This is a genomic window from Halomonas sp. PAMB 3264 (assembly GCF_031954245.1).
Lineage (GTDB): Bacteria > Pseudomonadota > Gammaproteobacteria > Pseudomonadales > Halomonadaceae > Vreelandella.
Genome location: NZ_CP134866.1, coordinates 956,595 through 973,060 on the forward strand (window position 1 = coordinate 956,595; position 16,466 = coordinate 973,060).

A 16,466-nucleotide genomic window follows, 5' to 3' on the forward strand; every position below is an offset into this window, starting at 1 on the left:
CCACAACAGGTGGTGAACAAAAAAGCCCCGCCGTTTCATGAACGGCGGGGCTTTTTGCGTTGGATACTCGGGTGCGGCCGACCTGGCCGCGCCCGAGAGACCGATCAGTTCAGCGGTTTGCCCGCCTTGCGCGCGAGATAAATACGCCGCGCCATGAGCAGAAGCTCGAGCGTGGCGAACATGATCAGGCTATAGCCCAGCAGCTCGATCACCTCTTCGGCGGCGTCCTTGATGGTACGCTCGAAGCTTTCACCCAGTACGGCTTCCCAAAACACGCTGCGACCATAAAGGCGCGAGAAAATATAGGTGGTCAGCACGCCGCTGGCAAAAAGGCCAAAGGAGAAGGTGTTGCTGAAGTAGCGAAACTCGTCGAGAAACCGACGGCGTTGAATGATGACCCAGGTGATCGACGGCACGACGATCAGTGCCACCAGAATCTTCCAGGTGTGGCGGGCAACGTACTCGTCGAGAAAGTAATCCTGCTCGCGCACCAGCGAGGCGGCGATGAACGCGAACAGCAGCAGCGTAACCGTGGGCCATACCTTCAGGACCTGTCGCACGTAGATGAGCATCAAACAGGCGCTGGCCAGTACGGTCGTCTGGGCAAGCTCGGTAAAGCCGTACTCACTGAAGCGAAGTTCAGGCATGTAAAGTGCTTCGAGGTAGCTGCCCTGGGCAATGGCACCGATAAACAGCACATAAAGTATTGCGCGCATGAGACTCGTTTTGAAGTTGATGGACCAGTTGGGTGGGGGCAGTGACATTGAGCATCCTTACGGGGCGTGACGCGGATCATAAACATTCAGCATTGAATGTTCATTATATCGTCACTTTGCTTTGCTCGCACCCTGATAATGCCCGAGGCACTCGCCCGCGGACACCCTCCAAAGCCGCAAGAACGGCCTTGTATTAGCGTTCCGGTAGTCCGGTATCGATATGGGTCGCCAGGTAGTCTACCAGCTGGCGAATTTTAGGCGAGAGGTGGCGGTGGCGCGGATAGACCGCCCACACCGCGGTGTCGTGATGCTGAAACGGCTCCAGCACCGCGACCAGCTCGCCGCTTTTCAGATAAGGCGCCACATAGTAGTCGGGAAGCTGGGCAAGCCCCAGGCCCTTGAGCGCGGCATCCAGAAGGGCCGGGCCGGAGTTGCCGCTCCACCGCCCCTCCAGGCGAACCTCGCGGCGCTGGCCGTTGACCTCGAATAGCCAAAACGGGCGCGAGCCCAGCAGACACGGGTGCTGGCTGAGTTCCGAGAGCGTATGCGGGCGCGGTGCCTGGCGGAAATAGTCGCTGGAACCAACGATGTATTCGCGGCGCTCGCACAAACGCTTGGCGATGAGGCTGGAATCCTTGAGCACGCCCATGCGAATGGCGATGTCGAAGCCTTCGTCGATCAGCTCCACCGCCCGGTTGGTGAAGTGCATGTGCACTTCGAGCGCCGGGTGCTGGCACTGAAAGTCGTTGACCAGCGGGGCGACGTAGCGTTCGCCGAAGGTGGTGGCTGCAGTGAGCTTCAAAAGGCCGCTGGGTTTGGCTTGAAGCTTGTTGATCATTTGCTCGGCGTCGCGCAGCCCATCGAACAGGTGGCGACAGTGCTCTACATAGAGTGAGCCGGCGTCGGTCAGGCGAATCTGGCGCGTGGTGCGATACAAAAGCTGCACGCCGAGCTGATTCTCGAGCTGGCTGACCAGTCGGCTGGTGTGCGATGTCGATACTTTCAGATGGCGCGCCGCCGCAGAAAAGGTGCCCAGCCGCACCACTTCGACGAAGGCTTCGATACGATCCCAGCGCTGCATGAAACTCCTTCAAAGCCAATTATTGCTGATGAGCAACAATCTTGTGAGTATATCCCTGTTTATCCCGTTCGCACAGGTGGCTACACTGGCTGGCATGGAGCAAACGTTCGGCTCTTTATCCCAGGAGATTTGATATGAAGTCACGCGCTGCGGTAGCGCTTGAAGCGGGTAAGCCGCTCGAGCTCGTCGAAATCGACGTCGAGGGTCCGAAAAAGGGCGAAGTGCTGGTGAAAATGGCCGCCACGAGCGTGTGCCACACCGACGCCTATACGCTCTCGGGCTCCGACCCGGAAGGGCTCTTTCCCTCGGTGCTGGGCCATGAAGGCGCCGGTGTCGTGCAGGAAGTGGGCGAGGGCGTGACCAGCCTGAAACCCGGCGACCACGTGATTCCGCTCTACACCGCCGAGTGCGGCGAGTGCAAGTTCTGCAAGTCTGGCAAGACCAACCTGTGCGGCAGCGTGCGCGCCACCCAGGGCAAGGGCGTAATGCCCGACGGCACCTCGCGCTTCTCGCTCGACGGCAAGAAGCTGCACCACTACATGGGAACCTCAACCTTCAGCGAGTACACGGTCGTGCCGGAAGTGTCGCTGGCGGTGGTATCGCCGGAAGCGCCGATGGACAAGATTTGCCTGCTCGGGTGCGGCGTGACTACCGGTATCGGCGCGGTACTCAACACCGCGAAGGTCGAGCCGGGCGCGACGGTCGCCGTGTTTGGTCTGGGCGCCATCGGTCTGGCAGTCATTCAGGGGGCGGTCATGGCGAAGGCGGGCCGGATCATCGCCATCGACGTCAATGAGGACAAGTTCGAGCTGGCCAAACAGTTCGGCGCCACCGACTTCGTCAATCCCAAGAAATATTCAGACCCGATTCAGCAGGTCATCGTCGATCTGACCGATGGCGGCGTCGACTACTCCTTCGAATGCATCGGCAATGTCAACGTCATGCGCTCGGCGCTGGAGTGCTGCCACAAGGGGTGGGGAGAGTCGATCGTCATCGGCGTGGCCGGTGCTGGCGAAGAGATCTCTACCCGTCCGTTCCAGCTGGTCACCGGCCGGGTCTGGAAAGGCTCGGCGTTTGGCGGCGTCAAGGGCAGAAGCGAGCTTCCCGGTTACGTGGAGCGCTACATGAACGGCGAGATCAACATCGACGACTTCATCACCCACGACATGCCCTTCGAGAAGATCAACGAAGCCTTCGATCTGCTCCACGAAGGCAAGAGCATTCGTACCGTACTGCACTACTGATGAGCCGCGGTGACAAAAGGCGAGCCCGCTTTCTGTCACCCGGATGTTAGAGCTCGTCATTTACCACTACAGTTAACCACTATAGTTACCACTACAGTGAAACAAAACGCGGCGGTATTTCCCGCCGCGTTTTCATCGTCAGGAGCGCACTCATGAGCATGAGCGAAACCCTGGAACTTGTGTCTGCCAACAGAAGCTTCGGCGGCTGGCACAAGCGCTACCGCCACTACTCGCGGGCACTGGACTGCAATATGGTCTTCGCCGTCTACCTGCCGCCGCAGGCCGAAAACGAGCGCGTGCCGCTGGTCTGGTGGCTCTCCGGGCTCACCTGTAACGACGAAAACTTCATGCAGAAAGCCGGTGCTCACCGCGTGGCCGCCGAGCTCGGCATCGCCATCGTCTGCCCGGATACGAGCCCCCGGGAAACCGACCTGCCCGGCGAGCACGAAAGCTATGACTTCGGCTCCGGCGCCGGCTTCTACGTCAACGCCACAAAGGCACCCTGGAAAAGCCACTACCGCATGTACGATTACGTGGTCGAGGAGCTTCCGTCGGTGGTGCGCCAGCACTTTCCGGTCAACGGACGCGAGTCGATCAGCGGCCACTCCATGGGCGGCCACGGCGCGCTGATTCTGGCGCTGCGCCATCCTGGCCGCTTCAGCTCGGTATCGGCCTTCTCGCCGGTGGTAAACCCAATGAACTGCCCCTGGGGCAAGAAAGCGTTCACGAACTACCTTGGCGAAGATGAATCGAGCTGGCGCCAGTACGACGCCTGCGAGCTGGTGGCCAACGGCGCCTCGCGCCAGCGCCTGTTCATCGACCAGGGTGATGCCGACCAGTTTTTGGAAGAGCAGCTCATGCCCGAGCGTCTGGAAGCCGTGTGCGAAGAGCACGATCACCCGCTCACGCTTCGTCGTCAGCCAGGCTATGATCACAGCTACTTCTTCATTGCCTCGTTCATCGAAGAGCATTTGCGCTATCATGCGCAGCATCTCATGAAACGCTAAGGATTCTGTAATGCTCAATCGCGCGCTGCGCCGCTGGCTTGAACGACTCTGGCGTATCGTCTGGCGTGGCGCGCTGGCCTTCGTGGTGCTCTCGGTCGCGCTGGTGTTGCTGTTCAAGGTGGTGCCGCCGCCGGGGTCGATGGTCATGGTCGAGCGCAAGATTCAGAGCATCATCGCCGGCGAGCCGATCACCATCACCCATCAGTGGCGCAGTTTCGATGAGCTCTCGAGCAACGCCAAGCTCGCTGTTATCGCTGCGGAGGATCAGCGCTTTCCCGAGCATCGCGGCTTCGATTTCGTCGAACTCAAGCGCGCCTGGCAGGCAAGCCAGGACGGCTCACGCCTGCGCGGAGCGAGCACCCTGAGCCAGCAAACCGCCAAGAACGTATTTCTCTGGAGCGGACGAAGCTGGCTGCGCAAAGGGCTCGAGGCCTGGTTTACGCTGTTGATCGAGACCTTCTGGAGCAAGACTCGCATTCTCGAGGTGTACTTGAACGTGGCCGAGTGGGATACCGGCGTATTCGGGCTCGAAGCTGCGGCGGATCACTACTTCGGCGCCTCGGGCAGTGCGATGACCGAGCGCCAGGCGAGCCTTTTGGCGGCGATTTTGCCCGACCCGCGCAACAGAAGCGCCGCCCGCCCGGATGCCCAGGTCGAGCGGCGCAGCCAGTGGATTCGCCGTCAGATGCGAAACCTGGGCGGGGTCGGCTATTTGGAGCGGCTTTGAGCCGGTGGCGAGCGCTGGATCACCAGCATCACTCCGACAATGGCCACGACCATACCCAAAAGGCCCAATAGCGGCAGCCGCTCGTCAAACAGCCACCACGCCTGTAGCGCCGTAACCGGCGGCACCAGATAGAACAGACTCGCCACTTTCGACGCTTCGCCCTGGCGGATCAGCGCCATTAAGAGCAGAATGGCGGCGATCGACAGCACCAGTACCAGCCAGCCTAGAGTCAGTAGAAACGTCGGCGCCAGCGTCACTTCGCGGGTTTCAAACAAAAGCGCCCCGACCCCCAGCAGCGCTCCCGCCGCCAGATACTGAATCACCGTGCCGGAAAGAAGCGCCATTTGCGTACAGAAGCGCTTTTGGTAAAGCGTGCCCAGTGAAATACCCAACAGGGCAACGAGCACACACGCCAGTGCATCAAAACCGAAACCATCAAAAAGTTGCCGGCCGGACTCCAGCTTGCTGCCCAGTACCAGTGCGATGCCGACAAGCCCCAGCGAAAGCCCCAGCCACTGCCAGTATGTGAGACGCTCGCCTAAAAAAGGGCCTGACAAAAGTGCCGTCAACAGCGGCTGAAGCCCCACCAGCAGCGCGGCAAGCCCCGACGGCATGCCCAGATAGATGCCGTAAAACACTCCGCCCAGGTACGCTCCATGCACCAAACACCCCGAAACGCCAATGTGCGCCCAAAGCGCGGTCGCGTGCGGCCAGGGGGCCTTCATGACGAAGGCCAGCGGAACCAGCAGCAACAGCGTCAGTACGAAGCGAATGAACAAAAAGGTGAAGGGCTCGGCGTAGGGTAGGCCGAACTTGGCGCCAATGAAGCCGGTGCTCCAAAGCAGTACGAACACAAATGGCATGGTCGTCAGTCCGGCGTGCGCTATTCGCGCGCGGGGCGTGGCATCGGTCGAGAAGCGCATGGCTCACCTTCAGGAATGGATGTTTTCATTTATTAACTTGCTGTTACTTATAATTACACTAAAAATTGAACCTGTTGGAGCGCGCTGCGTCTGAGTCACCACATACATAACGCGCAAAGAGGTTTCTTATCATGCAACGATTGACTGCCTTGTTTTCAGCTGCACTTCTTGCAACCGGTTTGATGGCAGGTACTGCTCAGGCCCAGCAGGAACAAGAGCCAGCGCAGGATTCCGCGGCCACCCAACAAGCCGCTCCGACGCAGGACTTTTCTGACGAGCAGCTACAGCAGTTCGCCGATGCTTCTCAAGAAATCGCCGTGATCTCGCAAGAGTACACACAGCGCCTGCAGGAAGCAGAAGACGAGTCCGCTCAACAGGAAGTTCGCGCTGAAGCCAACGAGCGCATGATCGAAGTGGTCGAAGGTAGCGGTCTGGACGTCGACACGTTCAACGCCATCGGCCAGTCCATCCAGCAGGATCCGGAAATGATGCAGCGCGTTCAAGAGATGGCAAGCCAGTCCTGATGAGACCGACGCCAAGCCCCGACCGGTTCAGTGTCGGGCGCGCTCTTTAAGGCGTCAAGCAGGTTCTGAGCTTAAAAAGCCCGGCGTTTTTCGCCGGGCTTTTTTGTGTGCCCCGCTTTACCGGCCAGGGATATGCCGCCAAACTTGGTGCCAAACGGGCGAGCGCTTCACCGAGGAGTCATTATGGATGTGGAACTGTGGGAAATACGCCAGCACATGGGGCAGTTTCCCCCCTTCGACGGGCTGTCCGACGAGCTTTTGGACGCGATCGCCGAAAGTGTCGAGATACGCTACTTCAAGACCGGCACCGAGGTTTTGAAACTCAACGAAGTGCTCGACGAGCTTTGCTATATCCGAAGCGGCGCAGTCGAGGTCTATCGTCGCCGGGGCGAGCTTTATAACCGCTTGGGCGAAGGCGATATCTTCGGTCATTTCAGCCTTTTGCGTAATCATCGCGTGCGTTTTCCGGCCACCGCCATCGAAGACACCCTGATGTACTTCATCCCAAAGGACATTTTTCAGCGCCTTTGTGAAGAAGACGAGGATTTTGCCGACTTCGTCGAGCTCGAGCGCCCGCGCCTTGAAAGCGTCGCGCAGCAGCAAAAAAAATCCAACGACATGATGGTCACCCGGATTCGTAAGCTGGTCACACGCTATCCGGTCATGGTGGAGTCGACCATCAGCGTTCAGGATGCGGCGATTCAGGTCGGCCAGGCCCAGGCCTCGGCGGTACTGGTGATCAACGAGGGCAGCGATAACCCGCGCTACAGTTTCAAGGACAGCGAGGGCAAGACCTGGCAGATGTGCGGCATCCTCACCGACAGCGATTTCCGCAACCGCGTGGTGGCCAAGGGTCTCTCGCCGCAAACCCAGGTGGGCGACGTGGTGTCCGATCACCTGATCACGGTTCAGTCCGACGCCTCGGTGTACGAGGCGATGCTGATCATGCTGCGCAGCAACGTCCACCATCTACCGGTGCTCTACCGCCAGCGCCCGGTCGGGGTGGTGCATCTGTCCGATATCATCCGTTACGAAACCCACAGCGGGCTCTATCTGGTGAGCAATATCTTCAACCAGTCAAGCGTTCAGGGCCTGGCGCGACTCGCCTCGGACGTGCGCGCCGCCTTCGTGCGCATGCTGCAGGAGGGCGCTAACTCGGTCATGGTGGGGAGCGCGCTGTCGACGATCGGGCGAAGCTTCACTCGGCGCCTTTTGGAGCTTGGCGAGGAGGAGCTCGGCCCGCCGCCGGTGCCGTACTGCTTCATGGTCAACGGCTCCATGGCGCGCAACGAGCAGGGCATCGTCACCGACCAGGACAACGCCCTGATCCTGTCGGACCGCTTCGATCCGGAGCAGCACGACGAGTACTTCAAGGCGCTGGCAAAGATCGTCAGCGACGGGTTGGACGCCTGCGGCTACACCTACTGCAAAGGCGATATCATGGCGACCAACCGTCAGTGGCGCCAGCCGCTGCACGTTTGGAAAGGCTACTTCGAGGAGTGGATCGCCAACCCGACGCCGGAGAAGCTGCTTCACAGCTCGATCTTTTTCGATCTGGACAGCATTTACGGCGAGGACCATTACGTGGAAACGCTGCAGGACTTGATCGCCCAGCGCGCGCCACAGGCGCCGCGCTTTCTCGCCGCCATGGCGCGAAACGCGCTCAACCGCACGCCGCCGCTCGGGTTTTTCCGCACCATCGTCATGGAGAAGGACGGCAAGCACAACAACTCCATCAACCTGAAGCGCCGCGGCACCGCGCCGATGGTGGATCTGATTCGCGTCCACGCGCTGGCCTGCGGCTCCAAGGCGCAAAACAGCTTCCAGCGCTTGAACGATATCGACAACACCCAGCTACTCGCCTCGGGGGTGAGCGACAAGCTCAGCTACGCGCTCGAGTTTCTGCACATGTCCAGGCTTCGCCACCAGATGATCGACCTTCAGGAGGAGCGCGAACCGGACAACAACATCGAGCCGGAAAACGTCGACGACAGCGAGCGCCACACCCTCAAGGACGCCTTCCAGGTGTTGAGCAATGCGCAGAAGTTCTTGAAGTTTCGCTACCCCATTCCGGCCCAGCGCTAAGGACGTCACCATGAAAGGAATACGCCCGCGCCAGCGCGTCAATCAGGCCGACTGGAATGGCTACATGAAAAAGCGAAGCGCGGTCGCTCAGGACGACGCCCTGAAGCGCTTTTTCGACACCGAGCTTCCTGGTCCGGACACGCCCATCTCGGAAGTGCCCATGGTGGCACTGGATATGGAAACCACCGGGCTCGACGAGCGCCGCCACGCCATCGTCAGCATCGGCTTGATCCACTTCACGCTCGATCGTATCCCGCTCTCCAGCCGGCGCTACTGGGTGGTCAAGCCGCCCCGGCCCTTGAGCGAGGAGTCGGTGACGTATCACCACATCACCCACTCGGAGGTCAGCGATGCGCCGGATCTGGACGAGGTGCTCGAGCCCTTGCTCGACGAGCTGGCAGGAAGGCTCGTCGTGGTGCATTTTCGCAACATCGAGCGGCCGTTTCTGGACGCGGCGGTGAAGTCACGCCGCGGCGAAGGGGTGCTGTTTCCCATGATCGACACCATGTCGCTGGAGGCAAGGCTTCACCGTCAAACGCTCTGGTCGCGGTTTCGCCGCTGGCTGGGCCGTCCGCCGGTCTCCATTCGATTGGATGCCAGCCGTCAGCGCTACGGGCTTCCCACCTACCAGGGCCACCACGCGCTGACCGACGCGCTGGCCACCGCCGAGCTCTTTCAAGCGCAGGTCGCGCACCGCTATTCCCGCGATACGCTGCTCAAGACCTTTTGGTGTTAAAACCGGCACAAGCGCCAAGACATTCAGGCATAAAAAACGGGCAGCCCTTTGGCTGCCCGTTGTCGTAGCGCTAGGGCTGGAACGACCCTGGATCATATTGCCTTATTATCACACCGTTTTGGGCTCGCTCATCAGTCCCTTGATGATGGCGTAGCAGGCCACCAGCAGGATGAGCGCGAAGGGGAAGCCGGTGGAGACCGCCATGGTTTGCAGCGCGGTCAAACCGCCGCCGAGCAGCAGCGCAATAGCGATCGCGCCTTCGATGATCGCCCAGAATACCCGCTGCGACGTCGGAGCATCCATTTTGCCGCCGGCGGTGATCGAGTCGATTACCAGAGAGCCCGAATCAGAAGAGGTCACGAAGAAGAAAACGACCAGCAGGATCGCCACGAAGCAGGTGATTTGCGAAAGCGGCAGTTGCTCCAGCATCAAAAACAGCTGCAGATCGACACCCGCGTCGCGCACGGCGCTGATGCCCTGGTTGATGTATTGATCGATGGCCGTGCCGCCAAAGGTCGTCATCCAGAGTACCGATACCATGGATGGGATGATCAAAACGGAAATCAGGAATTCGCGAACCGTGCGGCCCCGTGAGACGCGGGCGATGAACATGCCCACGTACGGAGACCAGGAGATCCACCAGGCCCAGTAGAAGGTGGTCCAGCCCTGGCTGAAGTCGGCATCTTCACGACCAAAAGGATTGGAAAGGGCGGGGAAGTGGGCCGCGTAGCTCCACAGGTTCTCGAAAAAGCCGGTCAGGATGAACAGTGTCGGGCCAACGGCGATCACGAAGAACAAAAGCGCCGCCGCCATCACGATGTTGATTTTGGACAGAAGCTGCATGCCCTTATCGACACCGGCCGCTAGCGAAGCAATGGCCAACATCGTGATGCCCACGATCAAAAGGATCATGGTGATATCGCTTTCCGGCGCGCCGAACAGATACGATAGCCCCGCCGCGGCCTGGCTGGCACCGAGCCCAAGCGACGTTGCCAAACCAAAGAGCGAGGCGAACACTGCTAGAATATCGATCACGTGCCCGGGCCAGCCCCAGACGCGCTCGCCAAGAATGGGGTAGAACACCGAGCGGATCGAAAGCGGCAACCCCTTGTTGAACGAGAACAGCGCCAGTGAAAGGGCCACGATGGCGTAGATCGCCCAGGGGTGCAGACCCCAGTGATAGATAGTGGCGGCCATGGCAAGCGACGTCGCCACCGCCGTATCTCCCTCGGCACCGCCCAGAGGCGCCCAGCCGTCGCCATCAAAAGAGGTGCCAAAATGGGTGAGCGGCTCGTTGACTGCAAAGAACATCAAGCCGATGCCCATACCGGCGGCAAACAGCATCGAAAACCAGCCCATGTAGGTATAGTCAGGCTTTGCGTTGGTTCCCCCCAGGCGTATCTTGCCAAGCGGCGAGAAAATCAAACCAATGCATAAAATGACAAAAACATTGGCCACGGCGATAAAGAACCAGGAAAGATTGCCGGTCAGAAAGTCGAAAATGGCGTCGTAGACGGGCGCAATGGTATCCTGCAGCGCCAGCGTCAATACCACGAACAGCAGCACGATCACGGCGGAGATACTAAATACCTTACCGTGAAGGTCGAGGTTGATCCCCATCTTGTTGGTCGTGAAGTTGTCCTGACCCACGACGTAATCGGTATCGATCAAATTCGCTGCCCCTTCGGGGGCGGGTATACCGTCTGACGCCGGCTCGTCCGATGAGTGATTGGGTTCTTGCTTGTCCACGGTTACCTCTGCGCTTTGCATAAAAAAACACGCCTTGACGGCGTGTCGTGTTTGTTGCGCAGTATATTAACAATAATTATACTTTTGCGCCTCCATGAATATGGTTTGTAAAAAAATTAATTCGTAAACGCGGTGGTTACCTGACGGGCGGTACGGCTTTTCACCAGGTTCTGTCTGAAAAGTGCCTGCGCTCGACAATACGGCGTTAAAAATTGGCTCAGAATACTCATTTACTCACTGTAAACTCCGTTTCTTCGCCCATTTTTGCCTTGTCCTGTCTTCGCTCGCCGACTTTTCAGACAGAACCCAGGCCGGTCATGGACTCCCGGGCCCTGCCTGACCGCACGTTGGCGCCATTTTCACCGCACGTAAAAAAACGGGCAGCCCTGAGGCTGCCCGTTTTCGTACGGCTTGCGATTAAACCGCCTTGGGTTCGCTCATCAAACCCTTGATGATGGCGTAGCACGACACCAGCAGGATAAACGCGAAGGGCAGGCCGGTAGAGACCGCCATGGTTTGCAGCGCCGTCAGGCCACCGCCGAGCAGCAGCGCGATGGCGATCGCACCCTCGATGGAGGCCCAGAACACACGCTGGGGGATCGGCGAGTCGACCTTGCCGCCAGCGGTGATCGAATCGATGACCAGCGAACCGGAGTCCGATGAGGTCACGAAGAACACGATGACCAGCACGATGGCGATGAAGGAGGTGATATCCGACAGCGGCAGCTGTTCCAACATCAAGAAGAGCTGCAGGTCGACGCCGGCGTCGCGCACCGTTTCGATGCCCTGGCTTACGTACTGATCGATCGCAGTACCCCCGAAGGTGGTCATCCAGAGAACCGAGACGACGGACGGGACGATCAATACCGAGATCAGGAATTCACGCACCGTGCGGCCGCGCGATACGCGGGCGATGAACATGCCGACGTACGGAGACCAGGAGATCCACCAGGCCCAGTAGAAGGCAGTCCAGCCATGAGTGAAGCCAACGTCTTCACGGCCGAAGGGGTTGGAGAGCGCCGGCAAATTGACGACGTAGTTGAACAGGTTCTCGAAGAAGCCAGTGGCGATGAACAGCGTCGGGCCAACGGCGATCACGAAGAACAAAAGTCCGGCGGCCAGGGCGATGTTGATCTTGGACAGCAGCTGAACGCCCTTGTCCACGCCAGCCACGATCGAGCAGATCGCCACGCAGGTGATACCCACGATCAAAAGAATCATGGTGATGTCGCTTTCCGGCGCGCCGAAAAGATAGGTGAGGCCCGCGGCGGCCTGAGTAGCACCCAAGCCCAGCGAGGTGGCGAGACCGAAAAGCGTAGCGAATACTGCCAGAATGTCGATGCAGTGGCCCGGCCAGCCCCACACGCGCTCGCCCAGAATCGGATAGAACACCGAGCGCATGGAGAGCGGTAGGCCCTTGTTGAAGGCAAAAAGCGCAAGCGACAGTGCAACGACGGCATAGATCGCCCACGGGTGCAGGCCCCAGTGGAAGATGGTCGCGGCCATGGCCAGCGCCGTCGCGCCCGCAGCGTCACCTTCGGCACCGGAAAGCGGTGCACCGCTGCCGCCCTCGATGGAGGTACCGAAGTGGGTCAGCGGCTCGCTGACGCCAAAGAACATCAGGCCAATGCCCATGCCCGCGGCGAACAGCATCGAAAACCAGCCCATGTAGGTAAAATCCGGTTTGGCGTTGGCACCGCCAATGCGAATTTTACCTAACGGCGAGACGATCAGGCCCAGGCACAGGATGACGAAAACGTTGGCGGTAAGAATGAAGAACCAGGACAGATTGCCGGTCAAAAAGCCAAAGATGGCATCGTAGATGAACGAAATATTGTCCTGAAGCGCCAACGTCAACACGACGAACAGCGTCACGACGATAGACGAAATGGTAAAGACTTTACCGTGGAGGTCGAGCCTCAAGCCCATTTTTTCGGCGGTGAAATTGTCCTGACCGATAACGTAATCGGTATCGATGAGGTTCGCTGGCCCGTCCGGGGAGGGGATACCCTCACCGACCGGCTCTTCCTTGGGCTGATTGGGTTTTTCGTTTTCCACTCGATCTTTCTCCATGTTGAATCGAATTCGCTAGGTGTACGACCATAGGGATGCCGGGTAAAACGAGGTCGCGAAGCGCCTGCCCGTCAGTTGTATAAGAAACACCCCTCTTGTACAAACTGTTTGTACAAGCCTTTTGTTAACCCGGCGCTTGGGCCGGGCCACGGTCGCGATTACGAATCGAGCCACTGCTCGACAACGTCCTGGTTCTCTTCGACCCACTGCTTGGCGTTTTCATAGGGGTCGCTGCCGTCTTCCTGGTTCATGAGCATGACTTCGCCCATCTGCTCCGGGGTCCACTCGAAGGCGTCCAGAATGGCGTAGGCGCCGGGCATGTCGTCCTCGAAGCCGTTGCGAACCACGGTATGGATCTGCTCGGCGCCGCCGAACACGCCTTCCGGGTCGTCCAGGTACTTGAGGTCCCAGCGGGCGAACATCCAGTGCGGTGTCCAGCTGGTCACGACGATGTCTTCTTCGTTGTTGATGGCGTTATCCAGCGCCGCCACCATGGTCGCGTCGCTACCGCTGCGCAGGCGAAGATCAAGATCATAGGTATCGACGGCTTCCTCTGCCAGCCCCATCAGGCCGGCACCGGGGTCGATGCCGATGATCTCGTCGTCGAACAGCTCGGCGTTGTCGTTGAGCTCATCGATCGAGTTCACCTCGGTGTATTCGGGAACGACCAGACCAAGCTTGGTACCGTCCAGATTTGGGCCCAGGTCCTCGACGTCGCCGCCAATGCGCTCCATGTAGTCGGCGTGGGTGGTGGGAAGCCAGGCCGCGACGATCGCGTCGGCATCGCCGGTCGAAAGTGCCTGGAACATGGCCGCTGCGGAGAGCGAGGTCATGTTCACCTCATAGCCTTGCTGCTCGAGCACGGCGGCGATCACGTTGGTGGAGGCGACCTCGGAGGACCATTCGACGTAGGCCAGGTTGACCGTGCCTTGCTCCTGGGCCTGAGCAAAGCCGCCGGCGAGCAGGGCGCTGCCAGTCATGAGCCCGAGCGTGGCAAGACGAACAGAACGATTGATGCGTGTTTTCATGCTGTTTCCCTTTTTTGAATGTGTAACACTTTTATAAAAGGCAAAAAAAGCCTTCATCTTATGAGAAGCCAAACCGCGCGAGAGCGCTGGTTTTGGCTTCCCAAGCATGGTGGCTTATAGCGTGGGCTTCAAGTTTTGCGCGCCCGCGCGATAAGGCCATGGCCTCATTGACGCTTTGATTTACGTAGCGCCTGAGTCAAACGGTCGAGCAGCATGGCCAGAATGACGACCGCGATACCGGCCTCGAAACCATCGCCCGGGCGCAGGCGCTGAATGGCACGCCACACTTCGCTGCCAAGCCCGTCAGCGCCGATCATCGCGGCGATCACCACCATCGACAGCGCCAGCATGATGGTCTGGTTGATACCGGCCATCACCGTGGGCAGCGACAGCGGCAGCTGCACCTTGAAGAGTTTTTGACTGCGCGTGGCGCCGTAGGCATCGGCGGCCTCGATCAAATCCGTCGGGACCTGGCGAATGCCGAGCGTCGTGAAGCGTATGGCCGGCGGCATGGAGAAGATCACGGTAGCGAAAATCGCCGATACCGCGCCGATACCGAAAAATGGAATCGCTGGAATCAGGTAGACGAACGCCGGCATGGTCTGCATGAAATCCAGAATCGGCATGATCACCTTGTAAAGTCGGTCGGAAAGTGCCGCCAGGATGCCGATGGGAAGCGCGATGACGACCGCCACGAGCGTGGCGATCACCACCAGCGTCAGCGTTTCGATCATCGGGTTCCAGAGATCCATGTTCCAGATTAGCGCCAGACCCGCTACCGCGCCGATCGCCAAACGCGGGCTCGCCAGCCGCCAGCAGAGCAGGGCGATGAGCGCCATCAGCGCCCACTCGGGTAGCCACATCAGGGCGTCGTTCAGGCTACTGATACCGGTTTGAGTCACGCGTGAAATCGCGCGGGTGACGACCGAGTACTCGCTGGTCAGCCAGCGCAGTGCGGTTTCGATCCAATTGCCCAGGGGAATACGGGGAAGGTTGTCCATTACTGATCTCCTGCTCGTGCCAGTTCATCCAGTACTGCGCCCTTGACGATAACGCCCAGAAGGCGCTTCTCCTCGTCGACCACGGCGACTGGAAAGCCTTTTTCGCTAAACATGGCGAACAGGTGCTGCAGGGGCTCCTGTGGGGTGACCAGACGGAAATCCTGGGTGAGGTAGGCATCCAGCGTTTCGTCACCGGCTTCGATGGCCTGACTGGCGGCGTCCGCCTCCAACAGCCCCTTGAGGCGGCGGTCGCGGTCGGTCACGTAGATGGAGTCGATGCTGTAATCGCGCATGCGGCGAAGTGCTACGCGCGGGCCGTCGGTGTCACGAATGCTGGTGCGCACCGGGCGCATGGCGCTCTCGGCGGTCAAAATACGCGAGCGGTCCACCCCTTCGATGAAGCGGCGCACGTAGTCGTCGGCGGGCTTGGTGAGAATTTCTTCCGGTGTACCGATCTGGACCACTTCGCCATCTTTTAAGAGCACGATGCGATCACCGATCGACAGCGCCTCGTCCAGATCGTGGGTGATGAACACGGTGGTTTTCTGCATGCGCGTTTGAAGCTGCAAAAGCTCCTGCTGCATCTCCTTGCGGATCAACGGGTCGAGCGCGGAGAACGCCTCGTCCATCAGCAGGACGCTGGCATCGTTGGCCAGCGCCCGCGCTAGCCCCACGCGTTGCTGCATACCGCCGGAAAGCTGGTGGGGATAGGCATCTTCCCAACCGCCCAGCCCCACTTGCTGCAACGAGTTGTAGCCAAGCTCTCGGCGCTCGGCCTTGTCGACGCCGCGAATCTCGAGGCCAAATTCAGCGTTTTGCTGAACGGTGCGGTGGGGAAAAAGCGCAAAGTTCTGAAACACCATGGAGAAATGGCGACGACGACACTCAAGAAGCTTCTTCTCGCCGAGCGACGGAATATTCTCGTCGTCGATGACGATCTCGCCTTCGGTGGAGTCGATCAGGCGATTCAAACAGCGAATCAGGGTGGACTTGCCGGAGCCTGAAAGCCCCATGATGACCAAAAGTTCACCTTCATAAACGTCGAAGGTGATGTTGGAAAGGCCCAACGTTTGTCCGGTCTGCTCGAGTATCTCCGGGCGTTTGAGGCCCTGGTCGCGTAGCTCGAGTGCTTTTTTTGGCTGTTTCCCAAATACCTTGCTTAAATTACGAACCTTGATTTTGACAGGACGTGTTTCATCCATTAATCGAACCTTTTTATGGAGTGATTTATCGTTGGCTATCTCTCTAACGCGCAGGCTTTGAAGACAGGAGCCTGCCACGGTTTCCCGGAGATCATAAAAGTAAATTAACGATTACCAGCTGTATTATTAAAAATTATTATACATAAGTCGCATCAGTGTGTCACAACGCCCGGCCGACACGGTGAACTAACGCTACATGTGTCATTTTGTGCCTGCCTCCCATTAGCATAGATTAATCCAAAAGGTCGGGGTAATTTTTTATAAACTATTGATTTTTATTTAAAAATTAAAATTCAGTGCTGCAGTGGCACGACTTGTGTAACACCACTTTCAACGACACGCGTTGAAGATTCAGGGTCGAAGGATTCGA

14 protein-coding genes are annotated in these 16,466 nt (G+C 59.0%); 6 read left to right on the forward strand and 8 right to left on the reverse strand.

Features of this window, described 5'->3' with window-relative positions; genetic code table 11:
• Positions 1 to 104: 104 nt before the first annotated feature.
• On the reverse strand, positions 105 to 764 hold the full coding sequence (locus tag RN347_RS04380; protein ID WP_311960310.1) for a hypothetical protein: 660 nt from the start codon (positions 762 to 764) through the stop codon (positions 105 to 107).
• A gap of 145 nt (positions 765 to 909) precedes the next feature.
• The gene (locus tag RN347_RS04385) at positions 910 to 1,797 is read right to left on the reverse strand and encodes a LysR family transcriptional regulator (RefSeq protein ID WP_311960311.1); all 888 of its coding nucleotides are present in this window, start codon (positions 1,795 to 1,797) and stop codon (positions 910 to 912) included.
• Positions 1,798 to 1,931: 134 nt separating this feature from the next.
• Here RN347_RS04385 and RN347_RS04390 point away from each other — a divergent pair, with 134 nt between their 5' ends.
• The 3 genes from RN347_RS04390 to mtgA all read left to right on the forward strand — a co-directional run bounded on the left by RN347_RS04390 (position 1,932) and on the right by mtgA (position 4,775).
• The gene (locus tag RN347_RS04390) at positions 1,932 to 3,041 is read left to right on the forward strand and encodes an S-(hydroxymethyl)glutathione dehydrogenase/class III alcohol dehydrogenase (protein WP_263584811.1); all 1,110 of its coding nucleotides are present in this window, start codon (positions 1,932 to 1,934) and stop codon (positions 3,039 to 3,041) included.
• 152 nt (positions 3,042 to 3,193) lie between these two features.
• Positions 3,194 to 4,048 carry an S-formylglutathione hydrolase gene (fghA, locus tag RN347_RS04395; protein WP_263584810.1) on the forward strand — a complete coding sequence of 285 codons (855 nt, stop codon included), beginning with the start codon at positions 3,194 to 3,196 and terminating at the stop codon, positions 4,046 to 4,048.
• 10 nt (positions 4,049 to 4,058) lie between these two features.
• Positions 4,059 to 4,775 (forward strand): monofunctional biosynthetic peptidoglycan transglycosylase, encoded by a 717-nt coding sequence (gene mtgA / locus RN347_RS04400; protein ID WP_263584809.1) that lies wholly within the window; start codon positions 4,059 to 4,061, stop codon positions 4,773 to 4,775.
• Here the strand turns inward: mtgA and RN347_RS04405 are convergent.
• Complete coding sequence (locus RN347_RS04405; RefSeq protein WP_311960312.1) at positions 4,757 to 5,698, reverse strand: DMT family transporter; 942 nt, start codon at positions 5,696 to 5,698, stop codon at positions 4,757 to 4,759. The genes mtgA and RN347_RS04405 overlap by 19 nt on opposite strands.
• Before the next feature lie 131 nt (positions 5,699 to 5,829).
• Between RN347_RS04405 and RN347_RS04410 the strand changes: the two genes are divergently transcribed.
• The 3 genes from RN347_RS04410 to RN347_RS04420 all read left to right on the forward strand — a co-directional run bounded on the left by RN347_RS04410 (position 5,830) and on the right by RN347_RS04420 (position 9,043).
• Positions 5,830 to 6,222: a DUF4168 domain-containing protein gene (locus tag RN347_RS04410; RefSeq protein ID WP_263584807.1), complete on the forward strand. Its 393-nt coding sequence runs from the start codon at positions 5,830 to 5,832 to the stop codon at positions 6,220 to 6,222.
• 183 nt (positions 6,223 to 6,405) lie between these two features.
• Complete coding sequence (locus RN347_RS04415; RefSeq protein ID WP_263584806.1) at positions 6,406 to 8,307, forward strand: DUF294 nucleotidyltransferase-like domain-containing protein; 1,902 nt, start codon at positions 6,406 to 6,408, stop codon at positions 8,305 to 8,307.
• Between the two features lie 10 nt (positions 8,308 to 8,317).
• The gene (locus RN347_RS04420; protein WP_263584805.1) at positions 8,318 to 9,043 is read left to right on the forward strand and encodes a 3'-5' exonuclease; all 726 of its coding nucleotides are present in this window, start codon (positions 8,318 to 8,320) and stop codon (positions 9,041 to 9,043) included.
• A gap of 108 nt (positions 9,044 to 9,151) precedes the next feature.
• Here RN347_RS04420 and RN347_RS04425 read toward each other — a convergent pair whose 3' ends face one another.
• The 5 genes from RN347_RS04425 to RN347_RS04445 all read right to left on the reverse strand — a co-directional run bounded on the left by RN347_RS04425 (position 9,152) and on the right by RN347_RS04445 (position 16,096).
• Positions 9,152 to 10,813, reverse strand: a complete 1,662-nt coding sequence (locus RN347_RS04425) for a BCCT family transporter (RefSeq protein ID WP_311960313.1) — start codon at positions 10,811 to 10,813, stop codon at positions 9,152 to 9,154.
• Between the two features lie 396 nt (positions 10,814 to 11,209).
• Positions 11,210 to 12,850 carry a BCCT family transporter gene (locus tag RN347_RS04430; RefSeq protein ID WP_409335784.1) on the reverse strand — a complete coding sequence of 547 codons (1,641 nt, stop codon included), beginning with the start codon at positions 12,848 to 12,850 and terminating at the stop codon, positions 11,210 to 11,212.
• A 173-nt stretch (positions 12,851 to 13,023) separates the two neighbouring features.
• Positions 13,024 to 13,893, reverse strand: coding sequence for a glycine betaine ABC transporter substrate-binding protein (locus RN347_RS04435; RefSeq protein ID WP_263584802.1), 870 nt, complete (start codon positions 13,891 to 13,893; stop codon positions 13,024 to 13,026).
• Between the two features lie 164 nt (positions 13,894 to 14,057).
• Positions 14,058 to 14,894: a proline/glycine betaine ABC transporter permease gene (locus RN347_RS04440; protein WP_263584801.1), complete on the reverse strand. Its 837-nt coding sequence runs from the start codon at positions 14,892 to 14,894 to the stop codon at positions 14,058 to 14,060.
• Positions 14,894 to 16,096 carry a glycine betaine/L-proline ABC transporter ATP-binding protein gene (locus RN347_RS04445; RefSeq protein ID WP_311960314.1) on the reverse strand — a complete coding sequence of 401 codons (1,203 nt, stop codon included), beginning with the start codon at positions 16,094 to 16,096 and terminating at the stop codon, positions 14,894 to 14,896. Before RN347_RS04445 ends, RN347_RS04440 begins: the two co-directional genes overlap by 1 nt.
• Positions 16,097 to 16,466: the final 370 nt, after the last annotated feature.